Source organism: Jannaschia sp. L-14R, from assembly GCF_056857695.1.
On sequence record NZ_JBSXNP010000011.1, the window covers coordinates 299,914 to 318,250 of the forward strand.

An 18,337-nucleotide genomic window follows, 5' to 3' on the forward strand; every position below is an offset into this window, starting at 1 on the left:
GAGACCTCCCATCATGAGAAAAGCCGGCCGCCATTTTCTGCAGATCCCTGGGCCAAGCGCCGTGCCGGATCGGATCCTAAGTGCCATCGGCCAACAGACCATCGACCATCGCGGTCCCGATTTTGCCAAGGTAGGTTTGCGCGCACTCGACGGCATGAAATCGATTTTCAAGACCGAAGAGCATGTATTCATCTACCCCGCGTCAGGCACTGGGGCCTGGGAGGCTGCACTGGTTAATACCTTGTCGCCCGGTGAACGGGTCCTGATGTTCGAAACCGGCCACTTTGCGACCTTATGGAAGAAACTGGCCGAGAAATTGGGGTTAAAAGCCGAGTTCATCGAAGGCGACTGGCGCGGCGGGGCTGATCCTGAACAGATCGAAGCCTATCTCGCCGAAGACAAGACCCATGAGATCAAGGCGGTCTGTGTTGTGCATAACGAGACCTCAACCGGATCAGTCTCTCCGATTGCCGAGGTGCGCAAGGCAATTGACCGTGCGGGGCATCCGGCGTTGTTCATGGTTGATACTATTTCCGGCCTGGCCTCGATCGACTACCGCCATGACGAATGGGGTGTGGATGTTACGGTATCGGGTTCGCAGAAAGGGCTGATGTTGCCGCCGGGTCTATCGTTCAATGCGGCGAGTGCCAGGGCGATGGCAGCCAACAATACCGCCAAACTGCAGCGTTCCTACTGGGACTGGGAGGATATGGTTGGGCCGAACAAGGCAGGGTATTTCCCCTACACGCCGGGAACAAACTTGCTTTACGGCCTGAATGAAGCCATCGACATGCTGCACGAAGAGGGATTGGACAATGTCTTTGCCCGCCATGCACGCCACGGCGCTGCGACACGTGCGGCTGTGCGCAGATGGGGGCTTGAGGTACTCTGTGCCACGCAAGGTCAGGAAAGCGGCGTTCTTACAGCCGTTAAATTGCCGGAAGGCCATAGCGCGGATGCCTTCCGTGCCACCACGCTTGAGCACTACGACATTTCCCTGGGCAATGGTCTGTCCAAGGTCGCCGACAAAGTATTCCGCATCGGACATCTTGGGGACTTTAACGATCTGATGCTGATTGCGACCCTTGCCGGGGTCGAAATGGGGCTGAAACAAGCCAATGTCCCGCATGCGACAGGCGGTGTGCAGGAAGCCATGGCCCACCTCAGCTAATTCAATCGCCCGAAAAAATTGGGCCAAGACCAAAAAACATGAACTGAAGCTCTCTGGGAGGAGAATATCATGAAAGTAATCTTTAGAATCCTCGCTGCAACCACAGCGATTGGCATGGCCACGGGCGCCTTTGCTCAGAACGTAACAATGAAATTCGGCCATGTCGGCAATCCCGGCTCATTGTTCGAGGCCACGGTCGACAACTTTGCCGCATGTGTGAATGATTCCATGGGCGACAAGGTCGAAGTCCAGACTTTCGGGTCATCGCAGTTGGGCAAAGACAAGGAACTGCTGCAAAAGCTCAAACTGGGCCAGGTCGATTTCGCTCTGCCTTCTTCTGTGATGTCCTCTGTGGACGACACATTTGGTATCTTTGAAATGCCCTACATCATCTCTGATCGCGATCACATGCGTCGCGTGCAGGCCGAATTGATGGATGTGTTCCAAAGTGCGGCCAACGACAATGGATATCAGATCGTGGGTCTGGCCGAAAACGGGTTCCGCAACATCACCAACAACACGCGTCCCATCAATGTGCCTGCTGACCTTGAAGGGATCAAACTGCGCACACCGAACGGTGTCTGGCGTCTCAAGATGTTCCAGGAATATGGTGCCAACCCGACGCCGATGGCATTCTCTGACGTGTTCACCGCATTGCAAACCGGCGTCATCGACGGTCAGGAAAACCCCTATGCGCAGATTGCATCGGCCAAATTCCAGGAAGTGCAGAAATACCTGTCGATAACAGAGCACGTTTACACGCCCGCATATATTCTAATGTCCAAAAAGAAATTCGACAGCCTGGATGCGGATATTCAGGCAGGCCTGACCGATTGTGCGAACAAGACGCAGGATTTCACCTATGAAAAAGCGGCTGAGCTGGAAACCAGCCTGTTGAAGGTGATCGAAGATGCGGGTGTTGAGGTGAACACCGCCGACAAGGCAGCGTTCATCGAGGCCTCTGCGCCGATCTATCAACAGTTCGCGGATGAAGTCGAAGGCGGTCAGGCCATGATCGACAAGGTTCTCGGCCTCGGCACTCCGGGCTGATCCACCTGCGTACGGCAGTATACATCTGCCGCACGACTTACGGCCATATGCACGCAGCTCTTTCGCCTGCAGCAAGCGGGCGAAAGAGATTTGATGGACTTCCAACAGGTTTGCCGGCATGGAAAATGAAGCTTACCCAACCTTGTCGCGGTTAAATCGGGCGCTCAGCAAGGTTTTGGAGTGGGCGACGATCGGCCTGATGATCCTGCTGACCCTCGTCGTCTCCGCCGCGGTTCTGGCGCGCCTGATGGGGCAGAGCTTTTCCTGGTATGACGAAGTTGCCGCAATCATGTTGGCATGGATTACTTACTACGGGTCGGCCCTTGCTGCCTTGCACCGTCGCCACATCGGCTTTGATACGGTGCTTTTGAGTCTGCCGCAGAACCTGCGAATTGCAACTGTTCTGATTGGCGAAGCTATTGTTCTGATTTTCTTTTTCCTGATGGCGCGCGCCGGACTGCAAGTGCTTGAGGTGCTCGCAGGCGACACTTTGATTTCGCTGACATGGATGCCCATCCAGTTCACGCAATCGGTCATTCCGATTGGGGCGATCCTCTTCATGCTCTGCCAGCTGTTGAGCCTGCCGGGTTACATGCGGCTCACGGCTGCCGGCATCTCGCTCGAACATGCGGAAATCGAGGAAGAGGTCGAAACCGAACTCGAAAAGAACAAGGATCGCTTCTGATGTTGATGGCCGGTATTTTCATAGCGATGCTGATCATGATTTGCATCAATATTCCCATCGCCGTGGCATTGGCCATGAGCGGAGTACTTGGACTATTGCTGACTGAAGGCACGGACAGCCTGGTGACCATCGCGCTGGATATGTACGATGGGTCCACCAAGTTTTCGCTGATCGCCATCCCGATGTTCGTACTCGCGGGCGCCATTATGAATGCAGGCGGGATCACGGATCGGTTGATTAATTTCGTCGGTGCCATCATCGGCTTTATTCGTGGCGGCCTTGCCATGGTCAACATTGGCGTGTCGTTGTTTTTTGCCGAAATTTCAGGCTCGGCGGTGGCAGACGTGGCAGCTATGGGCTCCATCCTGATCCCGCAGATGAAAAAGCGCGGCTACAGCAAGGAATTTTCCGCGGCTGTCACTTCATCTTCGGCATCCCTTGCCATCATCATCCCGCCGTCGATCCCGATGATCCTTTATGCCGCGTCTGCCAACACATCGGTTGAGCAATTGTTTGTCGCGGGCATCGTGCCGGGCCTTTTGGGGGCTGGAGGCCTGATGACCGTCGCCTACATTTTCGCCAAACGCTACAACTTTCCGACCGAGGATGCCTTTCGGCTCTCGCGCCTGCGGGCGACTTTCATCGACGCGCTGCCTGCCTTCACCCTGCCGGTGATCATTCTGGGCGGCATCTTTGGCGGCTATGTCACCGCAACCGAGGCCGCCGGGCTGGCGGTTCTGGCCGCACTTGTGGTCTCTGCCTGGTATGGCAGCCTTGACCTCTTGCACCTGCGCCGCGCGATGCTGGATGGGGGCATTCAGACCGCCGTGGTGATGCTGCTGGTCGCGGCTTCCGTACTTATGGGCGGGTTCCTCACACGCGCACAAATCCCGCAACAACTTGCCGAGGGCATCCTGTCCATCACCGAACAGCAATGGGCGATTCTGCTGATCCTGAACTTCTTTTTCCTGATTGTGGGGTTCTTCCTGCACTCTGCCGCCGCGATCATTCTGGTGATCCCGATTGTCATTCCGCTGATCACCGCTGCGGGCATTGATCCGGTCCATTTCGGGCTGGTGGTCACACTGAACCTTGCCATCGGACAACAAACCCCGCCGGTTGCCTCGGTACTGGTCACCGCCTGTTCGGTGGCGCGGGCCAACATCTGGGAAGTTTCCAAGGTCAACATCTGGTTCATTGGCGTTCTGCTGTTTGTTCTGATGCTCAGCACCTATGTCCCCTCGGTTCCAATGTTTCTTGTGGAGTATTTTTACAGATGAGCGCGGAAATCACCGATGAGCTGTGCGATGGGATCCTCTGGGTGACATTCAACCGGCCACAGGCGCGCAATGCGCTGACCTTTGAGATGTACAAACGGCTGGCAGAGTTGTGCAGGCAGATGCCCACCGATGGCTCCGTTCGGGCCATGGTCCTTTCAGGGGCGGGCGGCAAGGCCTTTGCCGCCGGGACCGATATGACCCAGTTTCGCGCCTTTGAAACCCCCCATGATGCGCTGAACTATGAACAGCAGATTGATGACGTGCTGGAGGCCGTGGAACGCTGCCCCGTACCCACCATCGCCGCAATTCATGGTGCCTGCACCGGCGGTGGTGGATCCATCGCAGCGGCGTGCGATATACGAATTGCGTCGGAAAGCCTGAAGTTCGGCTTTCCCATTGCCCGTACCCTGGGCAATTGCCTGGCAGCAGGCAACCTTGCGCGCCTGTCTGAGCTGATCGGCGCAGGGCGGGTGCGGGAGATCATCTTTACCGCCCGACTGATCGAAGCGCAGGAAGCCTTGCAAACGGGGCTGGTCAGTGAACTTCTGCCCGACGAGACCGCATTATTGTCCCGTGCATCAGAGCTTGCGGACAAGGTTGGCGGCATGGCACCGCTCACGCTGCGCGCCACCAAGGAGGCGCTGCGCCGCAACCGCGCCGCCTTGCAGGTAGACGATTCCGATCTCATCGTCTCATGCTACATGAGCGATGATTTCCGCACTGGAATGGAAGCTTTCCTCGCCAAGAAGAAACCCGAATGGAAAGGCAGATGAGCGCTAGGACCGGCCCGTTGAGCGGTATGCGCGTAATTGAGCTGGCGCATATCATGGCCGGGCCTGTCTGTGGATTGATGCTGGCGGACATGGGGGCTGACGTCATCAAGGTTGAAAAGCCAACCGGCGATGACAGCCGTCGTTTCGTGCCACCCGATATTGGTGGCGAGGCGGCGGCCTATATGATGATGAACCGCAACAAGCGCGGTATATCGTTAAATCTCAAGGATCAGGGGGCGGTCGAAGTCTTGCGCAAGCTGCTGGCCGAAGCGGACGTGGTGGTTGAGAACTATCGCTTGGGCACGATGGAGAAACTGGGTCTGTCCTATGAAGATCTTGCGGCGGCAAACCCCCGCTTGATCTATTGCGAGATATCCGGCTTTGGCCGCACGGGTCCTTACGCCGAACGCGGTGGGTTCGACCTGATCGCACAAGGCATTTCAGGCCTGATGTCGATTACCGGCGAGGGGCCGGGCCGACCGCCGGTGAAAGTGGCCGCCCCAATCTCGGACATCAACGCGGGTATCCTGGGGGCGATGGGCGTATCGGCGGCCTATGCGAACATGTTGCAAACGGGGAAGGGCCAAAAGGTAGATACATCCCTGTTTGAAGCTGCCATCGTGCAAACCTACTGGCAGTCGGCGATTGCCTTTGCGACGGGGATGAAACCGGAACCGCTCGGCTCAGCGCATCCGCTCAACGCGCCCTATCAAGCTTTCCGGACAAGCGATGGCTGGATCAATGTTGGTGCTGCGAACCAAAGCAACTGGTTGCGGTTTCTTGATGTCATATCGGCGCCAGAACTGGACGAGGACCCACGGTTTAATTCAAACGCCGCCCGCATTCAGAACCTTCCAGCCCTGATCGAGATTTTGAACGGCTATCTGGCGCGGGACACTACTGAAAACTGGCTGGCGCGCATGGAAAAGGCACAGCTTCCCGCCGGGCCCGTCAACGATATTCTGCAAATGCACAATGACCCCCAGGCGATTGCGCGCGATATGATTATTGACGTGGATCATGCCTCGGTCGGCATGGTCAGAACCATCGGGCATCCGGTCAAATTCAGCCGCACACCTGCGAAAGTTGATCATGCAGCCCCTGTATTGGGCCAGCACAGTCGAGAAGTTCTGGCCGAGATCGGATATGAGACCGAGAAGATTGACGCATTGATCAGGTCGAATGCCGTGATCGCCGCATAAACCATAAATTTTCTTAATTTCCACTTTAATATCAAAGTGTCATTTGTAGAAACCGGACCTGCGAAAGGAAACCACCGTGCCACTGACGCTGAAACAGGCTCAAAGTATCATCAACGATTGTCTGGAATGGCGCACGGCGAACGGCCTGAAGCCTCTCACCGTCGCAGTGCTGGACAGCGCGGGGTGCCTTTTGGCATTGGCGCGCGAGGATGGTGCCAGCAACCTGCGACCAGAGATTGCACAAGGGAAGGCGCGCGGTGCCATTGGCATGGGTTTGGGTTCAAGGGCCCTGTTCGAGAGAGCAAAGGTTGAACCATTCTTCATTCAGGCGATGAACGCCTTGGCGGAAGGCTCGCTTGTTCCGGTTGCGGGCGGGGTTCTGATCAAGCAAAAAGGTGCGATCATAGGCGCTGTCGGTATCACGGGTGACAGTTCCGACAATGACGAGGCTTGTGCAATCGCAGCAATCGAGAAGGCCGGCTTTGTCGCCGAAGGGGGATAGCCGTCAGGTCATCTGAAGGTCTAACATCCATTGATTGGCTCTTCCTGGCAACTTGCAAGGCGGGGTTATTCCGGAATGTCGGGAATCCCGTATAGAACTGCAGGATTATCCACCAGGATCTGCTTGCACAGTGGCGCGCCGCACCCCCAATCGCCCATCAGATCGAGCCATGCACCATCGTTTGGCATAAAGGCGGGATGACGGACATGGGGCCAGTCCGATCCCTAAATCAAGCGGAACGGTTTGCACCCATCAATGCGTGCGCCATGCCAGCAATGTCGGGATAGGGCGGCCCGTCGATGTTACTGATCCGGTAAGGGCCAGTCAATTTTACCCAAGCCTGACCTCCTTTGAAGGCCCAACCGGCCCGAACGTGCATATATCGACGTCTTGGTGACCGTTTTGTGAAGGGGTCCCTGATGCGCAGAGATGCATGGCGACGTTTTCGGCTGTCAATTTGAACCCGCGTGCGCCGGCGACACTTTGTCTGAACGTTTACCGCATCGCTCCGGCAGGAAACGGGGTTTCCCGACCACGCACAAGTTGTGGGTCTGCAAATTGGCTGCTACGATTTGATCGAATCCGTTGGGGTGCCCTTTCCGGGGCTGAGAGGCGAAAGCCAACCCATCGAACCTGATCCGGGCAATACCGGCGTAGGAAACGGAGTGCGATCTGGCGGGGCTGAAGTTTGCCGCCTTGTCTTCCTCCTTCCTTGGCCGGGGAGAGGAAGCGATGACGCCGCACCCATCCGCACTAACGATAGCTGGCTCCGACAGTGGCGGAGGTGCGGGCATCCAGGCCGATCTGAAGACGTTCTCGGCGCTCGGGGTCTACGGCACCAGCGCGATCACAGCGATCACCGCACAGAACACGCGCGGCGTACTGGCCGTAGAGACGGTTTCGCCCGGCGTGGTCTCTGCGCAGATCGCTGCCGTGCTCGACGACATCACGCCGCAGGCAATCAAGATCGGGATGCTGGCCTCGCCAGAGATCGTCGCCGCGGTCGCCGAGGCGATCAAGGGCTATCGTGGTCCCGTCGTTCTCGATCCGGTGATGGTTGCGAAGTCAGGGGACAGGTTGCTGACCGAAGCGGCCGAGGTGGCGCTGATCCAGAGGCTGCTGCCCTTTGCCGACGTCCTAACTCCGAACCTGCCCGAGGCCGCGCGCCTGCTGGGCCGCGGCGAGGCCTGCAACGCTGAGGAGACCGTGGCGCAGGGCCAGGCGCTGCTGGCGCTTGGTGCCCGAGCGGTGGTGATGAAGGGCGGCCACGCGGAAGGGGCGATCTGTATCGACCGGCTGGTGACGCCCTCCGCCGTAACGGCGATGGAGCAGCCGCGGCTGACAACCCGCAACACCCACGGGACGGGATGCAGTCTTTCCTCGGCGATCGCGGCTGAACTGGCCAAGGGAGCCGGGTTTGAGGCTGCGGTTCGCCGGGCGCAGGCTTGGCTACACGGCGCGATCCGTGCGGCGGACGGGCTGGGCGTCGGCAGCGGTCATGGTCCGGTTCATCATTTTCACGAGGTGTGGCGATGAGGCGGGCGACCGTCATGGGGGGCGGCGTCGCCGGGCTTTGCGTGGCGACCGAACTGGTCGCGCGGGGCTGCGAGGTAACGGTCTTCGACCCCGCAGCCCGGCCAGGCCCGCACAGCTGCTCGTGGTGGGCCGGTGGGATGCTGGCGCCGTTCTGCGAGGGCGAGACGGCAGAGGAACCGGTCGTCCGGCTGGGCAAGGAGGCGGCCGACTGGTGGGCGCAGCAAGGCGTTGCAGTCGCGCATCGGGGAACGATCGTGGTGACGCTCGGTCGCGACCGGCGGGAACTGGATCGCTTCGCACGACGCACCGATGGACATGAAACGCTTGACGCCGCGGCGCTTGCCCGGCTGGAGCCGGATCTTGGCAGCCGCTTCGACCGCGCCCTGCACGTTTCTGCCGAAGGCCATCTCGACCCACGCGCGGCGCTGATCCACCTGCGCGAAAGGCTGGACCGGGCCGGTGTCGCTTTCGTCGCGGAGCCCGGCCGTCCCGATGGCCTGACCTTCGACTGCCGGGGGCTTGTGGCACGCGACAAACTGCCGGATCTGCGCGGCGTGAAAGGAGAGATGGCGGTGCTGCACTGTCCCGACATCCGCCTGAGCCGACCCGTGCGCCTCCTTCATCCGCGGTTTCCGCTTTACGTCGTCCCGCGCGCGGGCGGTTTGTTCATGCTGGGCGCGACGCAGATCGAAAGCGATGACCGCAGGCCCAGCGTCCGTTCCGTCCTCGAACTGCTCTCCGCGGCCTACGCGTTGAATCCTGCCTTCGGCGAAGCGGAGCTGGTGGAAATCGGTGTCGACGCGCGACCCGCCTTCCCCGACAACCTGCCCCGCCTGCGACGGCAGGGCAACACGATCCACGTCAACGGCCTGTTCCGCCACGGCTTCCTGCTCGCGCCGTCGCTGGCGCGGATGGCGGTGGAGGCGGCCTGCGACGGCACCAAACCGGAGTTTTGGCATGAAGATCACGATTAACGGTACTTCGACAGATGTGCAGGCCGACACGCTCGCGATGGTTCTCGAAGAACTTGGCTATGGCGCGGCGAAGGTCGCCACCGCCGTCAACGAAAGTTTCGTGCCGATGGCCCTGCGCGGCCTGACGGCGCTCGCCCACGGCGACCGGATCGAGATCGTCACCCCCCGGCAAGGAGGCTGAGATGCGGTTTTACGGAACCGAGATCGACTCGCGCCTGATGCTTGGCACGGCGCAGTATCCGTCGCCGCGCGTGCTGGCAGATGCCTTTCGCCGCTCCGGCGCGGGCATTGCGACAGTCTCCGTCCGCCGCGAGGCGGGGGGCGAGCGGGCCGGTTCGGCCTTCTGGGATATCGTCAGCGACCTCGGCGTGGCAGTTCTGCCCAACACCGCAGGCTGCCACTCCGTCCGCGAGGCCGTAACCACAGCGCAGATGGCGCGAGAGCTTTTTGACACGAATTGGATCAAGCTCGAGGTCATAGGCCATGCCGATACGCTCCAGCCGGACCCCTTCGGGCTGGTGGAGGCCGCGCGCTACCTGACTGAGGACGGCTTCAAGGTCTTTCCCTACACGACCGAAGATGTGGTGCTTGCGGGCCGCCTTCTGGATGCGGGCTGCGAAGTGCTGATGCCCTGGGGGGCACCGATCGGCACCGGGCTCGGGCTGACCAACATCTACGGATTGCGCACGCTACGCGCCCAGTTTCCCGATGTGCCGATGGTCGTGGATGCCGGGCTTGGCCTGCCCAGCCAGGCGGCGATGGCGATGGAAATGGGGTATGATGCCGTCCTGCTCAACACCGCCGTCGCCAGGGCAGGCGATCCGGCGGCGATGGCCGAGGGGTTCGCTCGAGCGGTCGAAGCGGGGCGACTGGCGTTCGAGGCCGACCCGATGGAGCCGCGCGATATGGCCGCGCCATCGACCCCCGTCATTGGCAAGGCGTTCCTGACATGAGCCTCGACCGTTTCTATCCGATCTTCGGCGGGCCGGATTGGCTGAAGCGGATGCTGCCGCTGGGGGTGAAGCTGGTGCAGCTGCGCATGAAGGATCTGCCCGAGGACGGCCTGCGACAGTTCATCGCGCAGGCACAGGCGCTGTGCCGGGCATATGGCGCGGTGCTGGTGGTGAACGACCACTGGCGCATCGCAATTGACGCGGAATGTGACTGGGTGCATCTAGGGCAGGAGGATCTGGACACCGCCGACCTGCCCGCGATCCGCCGCGCCGGTCTGAAACTCGGCATCAGCACCCACGACCACGCCGAGCTTGACCGGGCGCTGTCGATTTCCCCGGATTACGTGGCGCTTGGCCCGGTCTATCCGACGATCCTCAAGAAGATGAAGTGGAAGCGGCAGGGCCTCGATCGCGTGACCGAGTGGAAGCGGCTGGTGGGCGACATGCCCCTTGTCGCCATCGGCGGGATGAGTGTCGAACGGGCGGAGGGCGCGCTCGAAGCCGGGGCTGATATCGTCTCTGCCGTGACCGACATTACCCTGAACGACGACCCCGAGGATCGCGTGCGCCAGTGGATCGAGGTGACGCGATGAGCCGTTACGCCCGTCAGATCGCCGTCCCCGAACTCGGGCTGGATCGTCAGGCGCGCCTACGGGACGCACATGTGCTGCTCGTGGGCGCGGGTGGGCTTGCCGCTCCGGTGTTGCAATATCTTGGCGGCGCGGGCGTCGGCCGCATCCGGCTGGTCGATCCCGACCGGGTGGAGGTGACGAACCTGCACCGCCAGACGCTCTTTCGCGAGACTGACATCGGCGTCCACAAGGCCGAGGCGGCCGCCGCCGCCGTCACCGCTCTCAACCCGGACTGCCACGTCGCACCTGTCATCGCGGCCCTCGATCCAGCCAATGTCAAGGCGCTCTGCGAGGGTGTGGATCTGGTGCTCGACTGCGCCGACAGTTTCGCGGCGAGTTACATCCTGTCCGATACCTGTCACTCAGTCCGCAGGCCGCTGGTCAGCGCCTCAGTAATTGGAATGGAGGGATATGCCGGTGCCTTCTGCGGCGGTATGCCAAGTCTGCGGGCCGTCTTTCCGGACCTGCCACAACGTGCGGGGTCCTGCGCCGATGACGGGGTCCTGGGGCCGGTCGTGGGCGTGGTCGGGGCGCTACAGGCGCAGATGGCGGTGGCACTGCTGGCGGTAATGGACCCGTCGCCGCTGGGCCAGCTCGTCACTTTCGATGGGCGAGGTTTCCGCTTCGGAGGCTTCCGATTCATCGATGCGCCAGAGCCTCCTCGACAGCACCGATTTCTTGCACCGTCGGACATCGCAGACACAGATTTCATCGTGGACCTTCGGACCGAGCAGGAGGCACCGTTAGTGCGTCCCACCGCCCGCCGCCTCCCCGTTGCGGCCATCGGCCCCGGCGAACCCGTCCCCGCCCCCGGCCAGCGCGCTGTGCTCTGCTGCCGCTCGGGCCTGCGCTCGTGGCAAGCCGCCGAACGGCTCGCCACCATCTGGGACGGAGATATTTACCTCGTCGCTCTCGGCAACCCAAAAGGAGAAACCTGATGATCGCAAGACTGACCGCCTTCGCCCTTCTCGCAGCTACGCCCGCCGCAGCACAGGACGCGATGACCGTCGTGCTCGACTGGTTCGTGAACCCCGATCATGGTCCCATCATCATCGCGCAGGAGCAGGGCTACTTCGCTGACGCTGGGCTGGAGGTTGAGGTGATCGCCCCCGCCGACCCCGCCGATCCGCCCAAGATGGCCGCCGCGGGGCGCGCCGATCTTGCAATCTCCTACCAGCCGCAGCTGCATCTTCAGGTGGCCGAAGGGATGCCGCTCATTCGCGTGGGCACACTGGTCGCGACGCCGCTCAACTGCTTGCTGGTGCTGAAAGACGGCCCCATTGAGGAGATTGCGGATCTCGCTGGCCTCAAGGTCGGCTTTTCCGTGGCGGGGGTCGAAGAGGCTTTGCTGTCTGCGATGCTTGAGACCAACGGCCTTACCATGGACGAGATCGAACTCGTCAACGTCAACTGGTCGCTCTCGCCCGCGCTCATGTCGGGACAGGTCGATGCGGTTATCGGGGCCTTCCGCAACTTCGAGCTCAACCAGATGGAGATCGAAGGTCTCCCGGGCCGGTGCTTTTACCCCGAGGAGGAAGGTGTTCCGACCTATGACGAGCTGATCTACGTCGCCAATCCCGAGACGATGAACGGCGATATGATCCGCCGCTTCCTTGCCGCGACGGAGAAGGCAACGCAGTTCATCGTCAACTACCCACAGGAAAGCTGGAAGATCTTCTCAGACACCTCGACCGAATTGCAGGACGAACTGAATGAACAGGCCTGGGCCGACACGATCCCACGCTTTGCCCTGCGCCCCGAGGCGCTGGACCAGGGCCGCTACGCCCGTTTCGAGCTTTTCCTGAGCGAAGCCGGACTGATCGAGGGGGTTCGCCCCGTCTCTGACCTCGCCGTCGACCTGGGGACACAATGAGTTACGGTACCACATTCGCGCTATGGCGTATCGCGGCGGGCGGCATCTGGCGGGACTACACCCACCATGCCTTCGTCGAGGGCATGCGGGACGGCACTCTCCCGCGCGACGCCTTTCTGCGCTATCTGGTGCAGGATTACCTCTTCCTCGTCCACTTCTCTCGCGCCTGGGCACTGGCCGTGACCAAGGCTGAGACTCTTGAGGAGATGCGGGTCTGCGCCGCCACGGTTCATGCGCTGCTGAACGAGGAAATGCGCCTGCATGTGGAGACCTGCGCCGCTGAGGGCATTTCCGAGGCGGAGCTGTTTGCGGCGCGCGAGGCTTCGCAGAACCTTGCCTACACCCGCTATGTCCTCGACGCCGGTCATTCCGGCGACTTCCTCGACCTGATGGCCGCCCTCGCCCCCTGCGTGCTGGGCTACGGCGAAATCGGCGCACGACTGGCGAGCGAGGCCGAGCAGACCCCATACGCAGAATGGATCGCGACGTACTCCGGCGCGGACTACCAGCGCAGCTGCCGCGAGGTGGGCGCGCTGATCGACGCGGCGGTCGTCCGCCGTCTGGGCGCAGCTTCCGAAGACAGCCCCCGCTGGCCCGGTCTTTGCGCCCGCTTCCAGACGGCGACGCGGCTCGAGGTGGACTTCTGGAGCATGGGCCTGTCCGGATGAACGCCGTGCCTGCCCTGCACTTGTCGGGGCGTGCGACCATTGACGGCGTGTCGATCTTCGGTCCCCTCTCCCTCAACGCTCCGGCCGGGAAATGGACCTGCCTGCTCGGCCCCTCAGGCGTGGGCAAGTCGACGATCCTGCGTCTGCTCGCAGGCCTTGGCGACGAGATCGTCTTCGACGGCGGGGTGGCGACGGGCGACGGCGCGTCCCTTGACGGACGCGTGGCCCTGATGGCGCAAAGCGACCTGCTGATGCCCTGGCTGGATGTGAACGCCAACGTTACCCTTGGCGCGCGCCTTCGGGGCGAGGTGCCGGACCGGGACCGGGCGCGTGCGATGCTGGAACGTGTTGGCCTTACCGAGCATGCCACAAAACGGCCGCATGCCCTGTCGGGCGGGCAACGGCAACGGGCGGCGCTGGCCAGGACACTGGTGGAAGACCGGCCGGTCGTGCTGCTGGACGAACCCTTTTCTGCCCTCGACGCGAGATCGCGGGCGCTCATGCAGGATCTGGCGGCCGAGTTGCTGGCCGGGTGCACCGTCCTGCACGTAACCCATGACGCCGCCGAGGCCGCGCGGTTGGGCGACAAGGTGCTGCTGATGAGGCGGGATCGCATCACCGCCGTCACCCCGCCCGAGGGGCCGACGCCTCGTGTCTACGATGCGTCCGACACGCTCGCCTTCCAGGGTCGCCTGCTGCGACTGCTCATGGCGGCCCAATGAGACGAGACTTTCACATCGCCGCGGTCGCGTTTCTGGGTCTTCTGGTCTGGCAAGCGATCATCACCCTCGCCGACCTGCCCCGTTTTATCCTGCCCGGCCCGTATCTGGTCTTCGCGACCCTTTGGAATAGCCGAATGCTTATAGCCGAGCACGCGCTGGTTACCGGCGTCGAGGTCCTGCTCGGTCTCATCCTAGGCGCGGCCTTGGGCTTCACCTCGGCGATCCTGATGGTCGCTTCTGCGCTGGCGCGCTCTGTGCTGCGCCCCATGCTCGTCTTCAGCCAGGCGGTCCCGGTCTTCGCCCTGGCACCGATCCTGACGCTCTGGCTGGGCTACGGGCTCTGGTCCAAGGTCGCGATGGCGCTTCTGATCATCTACTTCCCGGTGACCTCCGCCTTCTTCGACGCCCTGATGCGCACCCCGTCGGGCTGGCTGGAACTCTCCCGGGTGATGGCCGGGACGCCGCTCCGCGTTATGTGGCGCATCCGCGTTCCGGCCGCGATGCCCGGCTTCGCCTCGGGACTGCGGCTTGCCGCCGTCTACGCCCCGATCGGCGCGATCATCGGCGAATGGGTCGGGGCGTCACGGGGACTCGGCTACCTCATGCTTCTGGCGAACGGCCGCGCGAAAATCGACCTGATGTTCGCCGCTCTGATCGTTCTGGCCGTCCTGACGCTCATCCTCCATACTGCCGTCGACGCGCTCTGTCGGCGGCTTTGGGAGACCTGACGTTCCTCCATGCAGGTCTATTTCCCTGACGCCGCACGCAACAGTGGTGAATGCGCAAGGTCGGGATGGTCATCGGAAAGGGTGCGTCACGCGATCATAGCGTGATTCTGCCACGAGGCGTCCGCCGGAGCCAGAATCAATAAAGCCTCTGGGTCGCTGGAAGACTCGTCAAACGATGAGGTGGCGTTGATGTAAACCGGACGTAAGCGTCCGGTCTGACCGCCCTACGGGGTAGTTTTCATGGCAGCAGATCGTCAACGCGGTTGATCTTGTAGTCTGAGATGCAGGCGAGTGTGTCGGCCAGCCAGGCTTGCGGATCGACGCCGTTCAGTTTGGCGGTTTCGATCAGGGTGTAGGCGATGGCGGCAGCCTTGCCGCCGGTCTGTGATCCAACGAACTGTTAGTTCTTGCGCCCGACGGCGACGGACCGTATCGCTTTTTCTGATGTGTTATTATCAACTCCAAGATGCCGTCGTCGAGGGACGGCCTGGGCCGTGACATGCGCGTCAGGGCATAACGTATTGCTCACTCCAGCGGCGATTTACCGGTGATACTGGGGAGTTGGGCGTGCAACCGGCTTCCAGATCAGCAAAGATTGGCTTTGCCTTTTTCTGTAGGAGTTCGACCCGCCGATCTGGTGGCGCCTCTCGCGCGTCCATATCGTGGATCACGCAGCCATTTTAGATCATGTTCGCGTTCATTGCGTAATGACGTGCAACCTGTGCCAGAAACGTCCGGAGCCGTCGTCTGAAAAGCAGCACCGGGAAGCCAAGGGTCTCTCGCAGGAGCAGCTTGCGTTTTGAGGCCGACCTGCACCGCACATATGTCAGCGGCGTTGAGCGCGGTATACGAAACCCAACAGTCCTCATCGTCGCTAAGCTCGCGAACGCGCTGGGCGTCGAGCCGTCGAAACTACTGGAATTAAATGATTAATTTGAGAAGAATGGTGCCGGTGATAGGACTCGAACCTACGACCCCATCATTACGAATGATGTGCTCTACCAGCTGAGCTACACCGGCATCCTTCTCTTGTTCGGCCCTACTATGGCCCTACCAGAACCTCAACCCACCGTCTAACCCGCTGGCCTCAAACGTCAATTGCGGGTGGACACGCGCATTACGAAGGACCTGCTCTATCAGCTGAGCTATTGAGACAAGCGACGGCCCGTTTAAACGCAACGAGCGGCCCGTTCAAGCCAGATTCAGAACGGAATGTCAGCGTCAGTCGGAGCGTCACTCTCCGCAGTCTGCGATGAAGAACCAATCACCACGGTCACGGTTCATCTTCCGTGGGATGGCGCAAGATTCCAAGGCACATGCAATCCGCAGATAACCTGCTCGCCCGCCTTGTTCTTGCCAACGAGCTGCACGATATGATCGACCTCGTGCGGTAGCTTTGTAGCCGAAAAACATAGTTCGGTTTTCGAGATGGGTAGTTTTCTGGTAGCCAAGTGCGAGTGCAATCGCGCGATCAGCATGATGGCCCTTGCCCCTGCCCTCGAGGATCAGATTACCAGCAGACGTCGAGGTCAGCTCAAAAGACCCGATTTCTCGATCTAGCAAGGCCCGGTCGGGTAGGTCTGACGCGATGGTCAGGTCGCCTGTCTCAAGGCCCGGTGCCAAATTCTCCAGAAGCACGTTCTTGGAGCAGTTGACTGCCTTGCCGTTGATGTTGATCGAAGACCCGGCAGTCATCGTTACGGCCCAGTGATCAACACCGGCCTGAGACAACGTGCTGCTGAAAGGCCCGCCAGGGGCAAAAACGCGGCCAGAGTCGAGACGATGCCTAGCGTCGCCGCAGATTGAGCCATTCGGGCGATAAGCTGGGTTGGTAATGGCGACGCGTTGGATCAAAGAAATTGCGTCACCATTGCTGACACATATCGTTGTATCTTGAAACAGTCTTGAAAACACCGGCGCAATGGCAGTCGCCTGAAAGCAACCGATTGCTCTACCAGCTGAGCTACAGCGGCACCGTAGCGCGGTCCTAGCAGGGGTCCGGGGCCGTTTCCAGCCCCGAAATGATGCTAGATCCGGGGCGACGAAACCGTCTCGTCCTGATCGCGCGTGGTCCCGACAACGGCGGGATTCACGACATGTGGGGGCGTCGGTTCGACCTCAGAAGAAGACGGTGGAACCTCTTCCGCCTCTGGCACGTCTTCGTCGGCAGGGACGGAGGGCACAGGATCGCTCGATTCCACATCTGGCACAGCGGGGCCCATCAGCAGAGGCAGCATATCCGAAGACACCGCCGCCGGTGTGCCGCCGGTCGGTGGCTCTTTCCATGACAGGCTGTCGAAGGCTTCGCAATTCGTGCAGACCGGAAGCCAGTCAGCATGGATCGTGCCACAGGTGTCACAAACCCATTGCGCGCCGCGCGGTGCACTCAACGCCTTTGCCAGCCAGCCGCGGACTACCGCCTCGGATCCGCCTTCGCCGCGTTCTATGGCCGCCATAAGGGACAGGGATCGCGACGTGGGATGCGTTTCGTACAGCTTGCCAAGAACACGACGTGCGCCGGGAAAATCCTCGGCGGCCAGATACAGTTCGGCCTCCAGCATCTTGGTCTCGGGCGCATCGGGCGCAACTTTAAGGAAGGGCTGGAAGCGTTTGATGCGCGCTTCAGGCGTCTCGTCAGGCTCGATCTCAGCGAAAGCGGCGGCCAGATCGGGATGCGCTGTCTTGGCGCGCGCGATCTTCAGAACCTTGGCGGCGCGCCGCTTTTCTCCCGCTTCGATATGAGCACGCGCCGCAAGGACGGCTGCGGGTACCAGTTCAGGCGACAACCGGTTCGCTTCGAGCATTTCAGCACGGGCCTTGTCGACATTGCCACGCCGCAACTGATCGCGCGCGTCGGCCAGCGACAGAACCGCCTCGCGGCGCTTGTACACATCCTTGGGCAACGACCCGGATTTCAACTTGGCAGACAAGACACGACGCGCCCCGTCCCAGTTTTCGTCCCGCGCCTGCAAGCGCAACAGGGTATCTTGCGTCTCGACATGCCGCGGCTTCAGCGCAAAGGCCTTTTCGGCCAGCTTCATCGCCGTTTCCGTATCGCCTTCTTCCAGTTTCTGACGCATCAGACCACGCACACCGACGAACCGGGTCTTGTCGTGCGCCACAAGGGTTTTCCAAGCCTCGGTCGCCCGCTGCGTCTCGCCCGCTGCTTCGGCAGCCTGCGCCACGACCAACGTCGTGACTTCGGGACGCTGAAGATACTTTTCGGCCTTCTGCGCTTTGGCAGCCGCTTCCCGCGGCTCGCCCGAGGCAAGTGCGATCAGGCTGTCGGACAGGGCGGCATAACCCTTACGTTCCCGGTTACGATCGAAATATGCGCCCAGCGCGGTATCGTCGCCATTGATGAACCGCAACGTGGCAATCAACAGGCCGGCCAGCTTGAAAACGACCCAGAGCACCAACATCAGAACAAGGATACCCAGCACAACCACCAGCGGCGGCAACAGGTATTCCGACCCGTTGAACGTTATCAGCACCTCGCCCGAGACGGCCAGGAGCCACTGAACACCAAACGCCAGAGCCGCGACCAGCGCGACGAAGAGGAGGATCTTGAAAAGCGACCAGAGCATC

The 18,337-nt window shown here is 61.2% G+C and carries 21 protein-coding genes, 1 tRNA gene, 1 pseudogene and 1 riboswitch; of the genes and pseudogenes, 18 read left to right on the top strand and 5 right to left on the bottom strand.

Annotated elements, in window-relative coordinates:
* Positions 1 to 13 precede the first annotated feature (13 nt).
* The 7 genes from AC13C2_RS14195 to AC13C2_RS14225 all read left to right on the top strand — a co-directional run bounded on the left by AC13C2_RS14195 (position 14) and on the right by AC13C2_RS14225 (position 6,663).
* Positions 14 to 1,171 carry a pyridoxal-phosphate-dependent aminotransferase family protein gene (locus tag AC13C2_RS14195; RefSeq protein ID WP_482887209.1) on the top strand — a complete coding sequence of 386 codons (1,158 nt, stop codon included), beginning with the start codon at positions 14 to 16 and terminating at the stop codon, positions 1,169 to 1,171.
* A 69-nt stretch (positions 1,172 to 1,240) separates the two neighbouring features.
* A complete protein-coding gene (locus tag AC13C2_RS14200) occupies positions 1,241 to 2,221 on the top strand; it encodes a TRAP transporter substrate-binding protein (protein WP_482887210.1) in 981 nt (326 codons plus the stop codon).
* Between the two features lie 118 nt (positions 2,222 to 2,339).
* Positions 2,340 to 2,906 (top strand): TRAP transporter small permease, encoded by a 567-nt coding sequence (locus AC13C2_RS14205; protein WP_482887212.1) that lies wholly within the window; start codon positions 2,340 to 2,342, stop codon positions 2,904 to 2,906.
* Positions 2,906 to 4,186, top strand: a complete 1,281-nt coding sequence (locus AC13C2_RS14210) for a TRAP transporter large permease (protein WP_482887613.1) — start codon at positions 2,906 to 2,908, stop codon at positions 4,184 to 4,186. Before AC13C2_RS14205 ends, AC13C2_RS14210 begins: the two co-directional genes overlap by 1 nt.
* Positions 4,183 to 4,959 carry an enoyl-CoA hydratase/isomerase family protein gene (locus tag AC13C2_RS14215; RefSeq protein WP_092760061.1) on the top strand — a complete coding sequence of 259 codons (777 nt, stop codon included), beginning with the start codon at positions 4,183 to 4,185 and terminating at the stop codon, positions 4,957 to 4,959. The genes AC13C2_RS14210 and AC13C2_RS14215 overlap by 4 nt, the downstream gene beginning before the upstream one ends.
* On the top strand, positions 4,956 to 6,161 hold the full coding sequence (locus tag AC13C2_RS14220) for a CaiB/BaiF CoA transferase family protein (protein ID WP_482887214.1): 1,206 nt from the start codon (positions 4,956 to 4,958) through the stop codon (positions 6,159 to 6,161). The genes AC13C2_RS14215 and AC13C2_RS14220 overlap by 4 nt, the downstream gene beginning before the upstream one ends.
* Positions 6,162 to 6,237: 76 nt before the next feature.
* Positions 6,238 to 6,663: a GlcG/HbpS family heme-binding protein gene (locus AC13C2_RS14225; protein WP_092760059.1), complete on the top strand. Its 426-nt coding sequence runs from the start codon at positions 6,238 to 6,240 to the stop codon at positions 6,661 to 6,663.
* Positions 6,664 to 6,728: 65 nt separating this feature from the next.
* Here the strand turns inward: AC13C2_RS14225 and AC13C2_RS14230 are convergent.
* A pseudogene (locus AC13C2_RS14230) lies at positions 6,729 to 6,875 on the bottom strand (hypothetical protein); the annotation flags it as partial.
* A 364-nt stretch (positions 6,876 to 7,239) separates the two neighbouring features.
* Positions 7,240 to 7,340: riboswitch (TPP riboswitch) on the top strand.
* 55 nt (positions 7,341 to 7,395) lie between these two features.
* Here AC13C2_RS14230 and thiD point away from each other — a divergent pair.
* From thiD to AC13C2_RS14280, 10 genes are read left to right on the top strand one after another with little or no spacing between them, the layout of a single operon-like run.
* A complete protein-coding gene (gene thiD, locus AC13C2_RS14235) occupies positions 7,396 to 8,199 on the top strand; it encodes a bifunctional hydroxymethylpyrimidine kinase/phosphomethylpyrimidine kinase (protein WP_482887215.1) in 804 nt (267 codons plus the stop codon).
* A complete protein-coding gene (locus tag AC13C2_RS14240; protein WP_482887216.1) occupies positions 8,196 to 9,173 on the top strand; it encodes an FAD-dependent oxidoreductase in 978 nt (325 codons plus the stop codon). The genes thiD and AC13C2_RS14240 overlap by 4 nt, the downstream gene beginning before the upstream one ends.
* The gene (thiS, locus tag AC13C2_RS14245) at positions 9,157 to 9,354 is read left to right on the top strand and encodes a sulfur carrier protein ThiS (RefSeq protein ID WP_482887217.1); all 198 of its coding nucleotides are present in this window, start codon (positions 9,157 to 9,159) and stop codon (positions 9,352 to 9,354) included. Before AC13C2_RS14240 ends, thiS begins: the two co-directional genes overlap by 17 nt.
* Position 9,355: 1 nt before the next feature.
* Complete coding sequence (locus AC13C2_RS14250; protein ID WP_482887218.1) at positions 9,356 to 10,126, top strand: thiazole synthase; 771 nt, start codon at positions 9,356 to 9,358, stop codon at positions 10,124 to 10,126.
* Complete coding sequence (locus AC13C2_RS14255; RefSeq protein ID WP_482887219.1) at positions 10,123 to 10,719, top strand: thiamine phosphate synthase; 597 nt, start codon at positions 10,123 to 10,125, stop codon at positions 10,717 to 10,719. Before AC13C2_RS14250 ends, AC13C2_RS14255 begins: the two co-directional genes overlap by 4 nt.
* Entirely contained in the window at positions 10,716 to 11,696 is a 981-nt protein-coding gene (locus tag AC13C2_RS14260) for a HesA/MoeB/ThiF family protein (protein ID WP_092760047.1), read from the top strand. The genes AC13C2_RS14255 and AC13C2_RS14260 overlap by 4 nt, the downstream gene beginning before the upstream one ends.
* The gene (locus tag AC13C2_RS14265) at positions 11,696 to 12,631 is read left to right on the top strand and encodes an ABC transporter substrate-binding protein (protein WP_482887221.1); all 936 of its coding nucleotides are present in this window, start codon (positions 11,696 to 11,698) and stop codon (positions 12,629 to 12,631) included. Before AC13C2_RS14260 ends, AC13C2_RS14265 begins: the two co-directional genes overlap by 1 nt.
* Positions 12,628 to 13,299 carry a thiaminase II gene (gene tenA / locus AC13C2_RS14270; RefSeq protein ID WP_482887223.1) on the top strand — a complete coding sequence of 224 codons (672 nt, stop codon included), beginning with the start codon at positions 12,628 to 12,630 and terminating at the stop codon, positions 13,297 to 13,299. Before AC13C2_RS14265 ends, tenA begins: the two co-directional genes overlap by 4 nt.
* A complete protein-coding gene (locus AC13C2_RS14275) occupies positions 13,296 to 14,021 on the top strand; it encodes an ABC transporter ATP-binding protein (RefSeq protein ID WP_482887224.1) in 726 nt (241 codons plus the stop codon). Before tenA ends, AC13C2_RS14275 begins: the two co-directional genes overlap by 4 nt.
* On the top strand, positions 14,018 to 14,749 hold the full coding sequence (locus AC13C2_RS14280) for an ABC transporter permease (RefSeq protein WP_482887226.1): 732 nt from the start codon (positions 14,018 to 14,020) through the stop codon (positions 14,747 to 14,749). The genes AC13C2_RS14275 and AC13C2_RS14280 overlap by 4 nt, the downstream gene beginning before the upstream one ends.
* Positions 14,750 to 14,987: 238 nt before the next feature.
* Here AC13C2_RS14280 and AC13C2_RS14285 read toward each other — a convergent pair whose 3' ends face one another.
* The gene (locus AC13C2_RS14285) at positions 14,988 to 15,110 is read right to left on the bottom strand and encodes a transposase domain-containing protein (protein ID WP_482887614.1); all 123 of its coding nucleotides are present in this window, start codon (positions 15,108 to 15,110) and stop codon (positions 14,988 to 14,990) included.
* Between the two features lie 431 nt (positions 15,111 to 15,541).
* Between AC13C2_RS14285 and AC13C2_RS14290 the strand changes: the two genes are divergently transcribed.
* Positions 15,542 to 15,682 carry a helix-turn-helix domain-containing protein gene (locus AC13C2_RS14290; protein ID WP_482887227.1) on the top strand — a complete coding sequence of 47 codons (141 nt, stop codon included), beginning with the start codon at positions 15,542 to 15,544 and terminating at the stop codon, positions 15,680 to 15,682.
* Positions 15,683 to 15,693: 11 nt separating this feature from the next.
* Here the strand turns inward: AC13C2_RS14290 and AC13C2_RS14295 are convergent.
* From AC13C2_RS14295 to AC13C2_RS14305, 3 genes are all read right to left on the bottom strand, one after another.
* A tRNA-Thr gene (locus AC13C2_RS14295) sits at positions 15,694 to 15,769 on the bottom strand.
* A 213-nt stretch (positions 15,770 to 15,982) separates the two neighbouring features.
* Positions 15,983 to 16,663 (bottom strand): hypothetical protein, encoded by a 681-nt coding sequence (locus tag AC13C2_RS14300; protein WP_482887229.1) that lies wholly within the window; start codon positions 16,661 to 16,663, stop codon positions 15,983 to 15,985.
* 113 nt (positions 16,664 to 16,776) lie between these two features.
* On the bottom strand, positions 16,777 to 18,336 hold the full coding sequence (locus AC13C2_RS14305) for a heme biosynthesis HemY N-terminal domain-containing protein (protein ID WP_482887231.1): 1,560 nt from the start codon (positions 18,334 to 18,336) through the stop codon (positions 16,777 to 16,779).
* Between the last annotated feature and the right edge of the window lies 1 nt (position 18,337).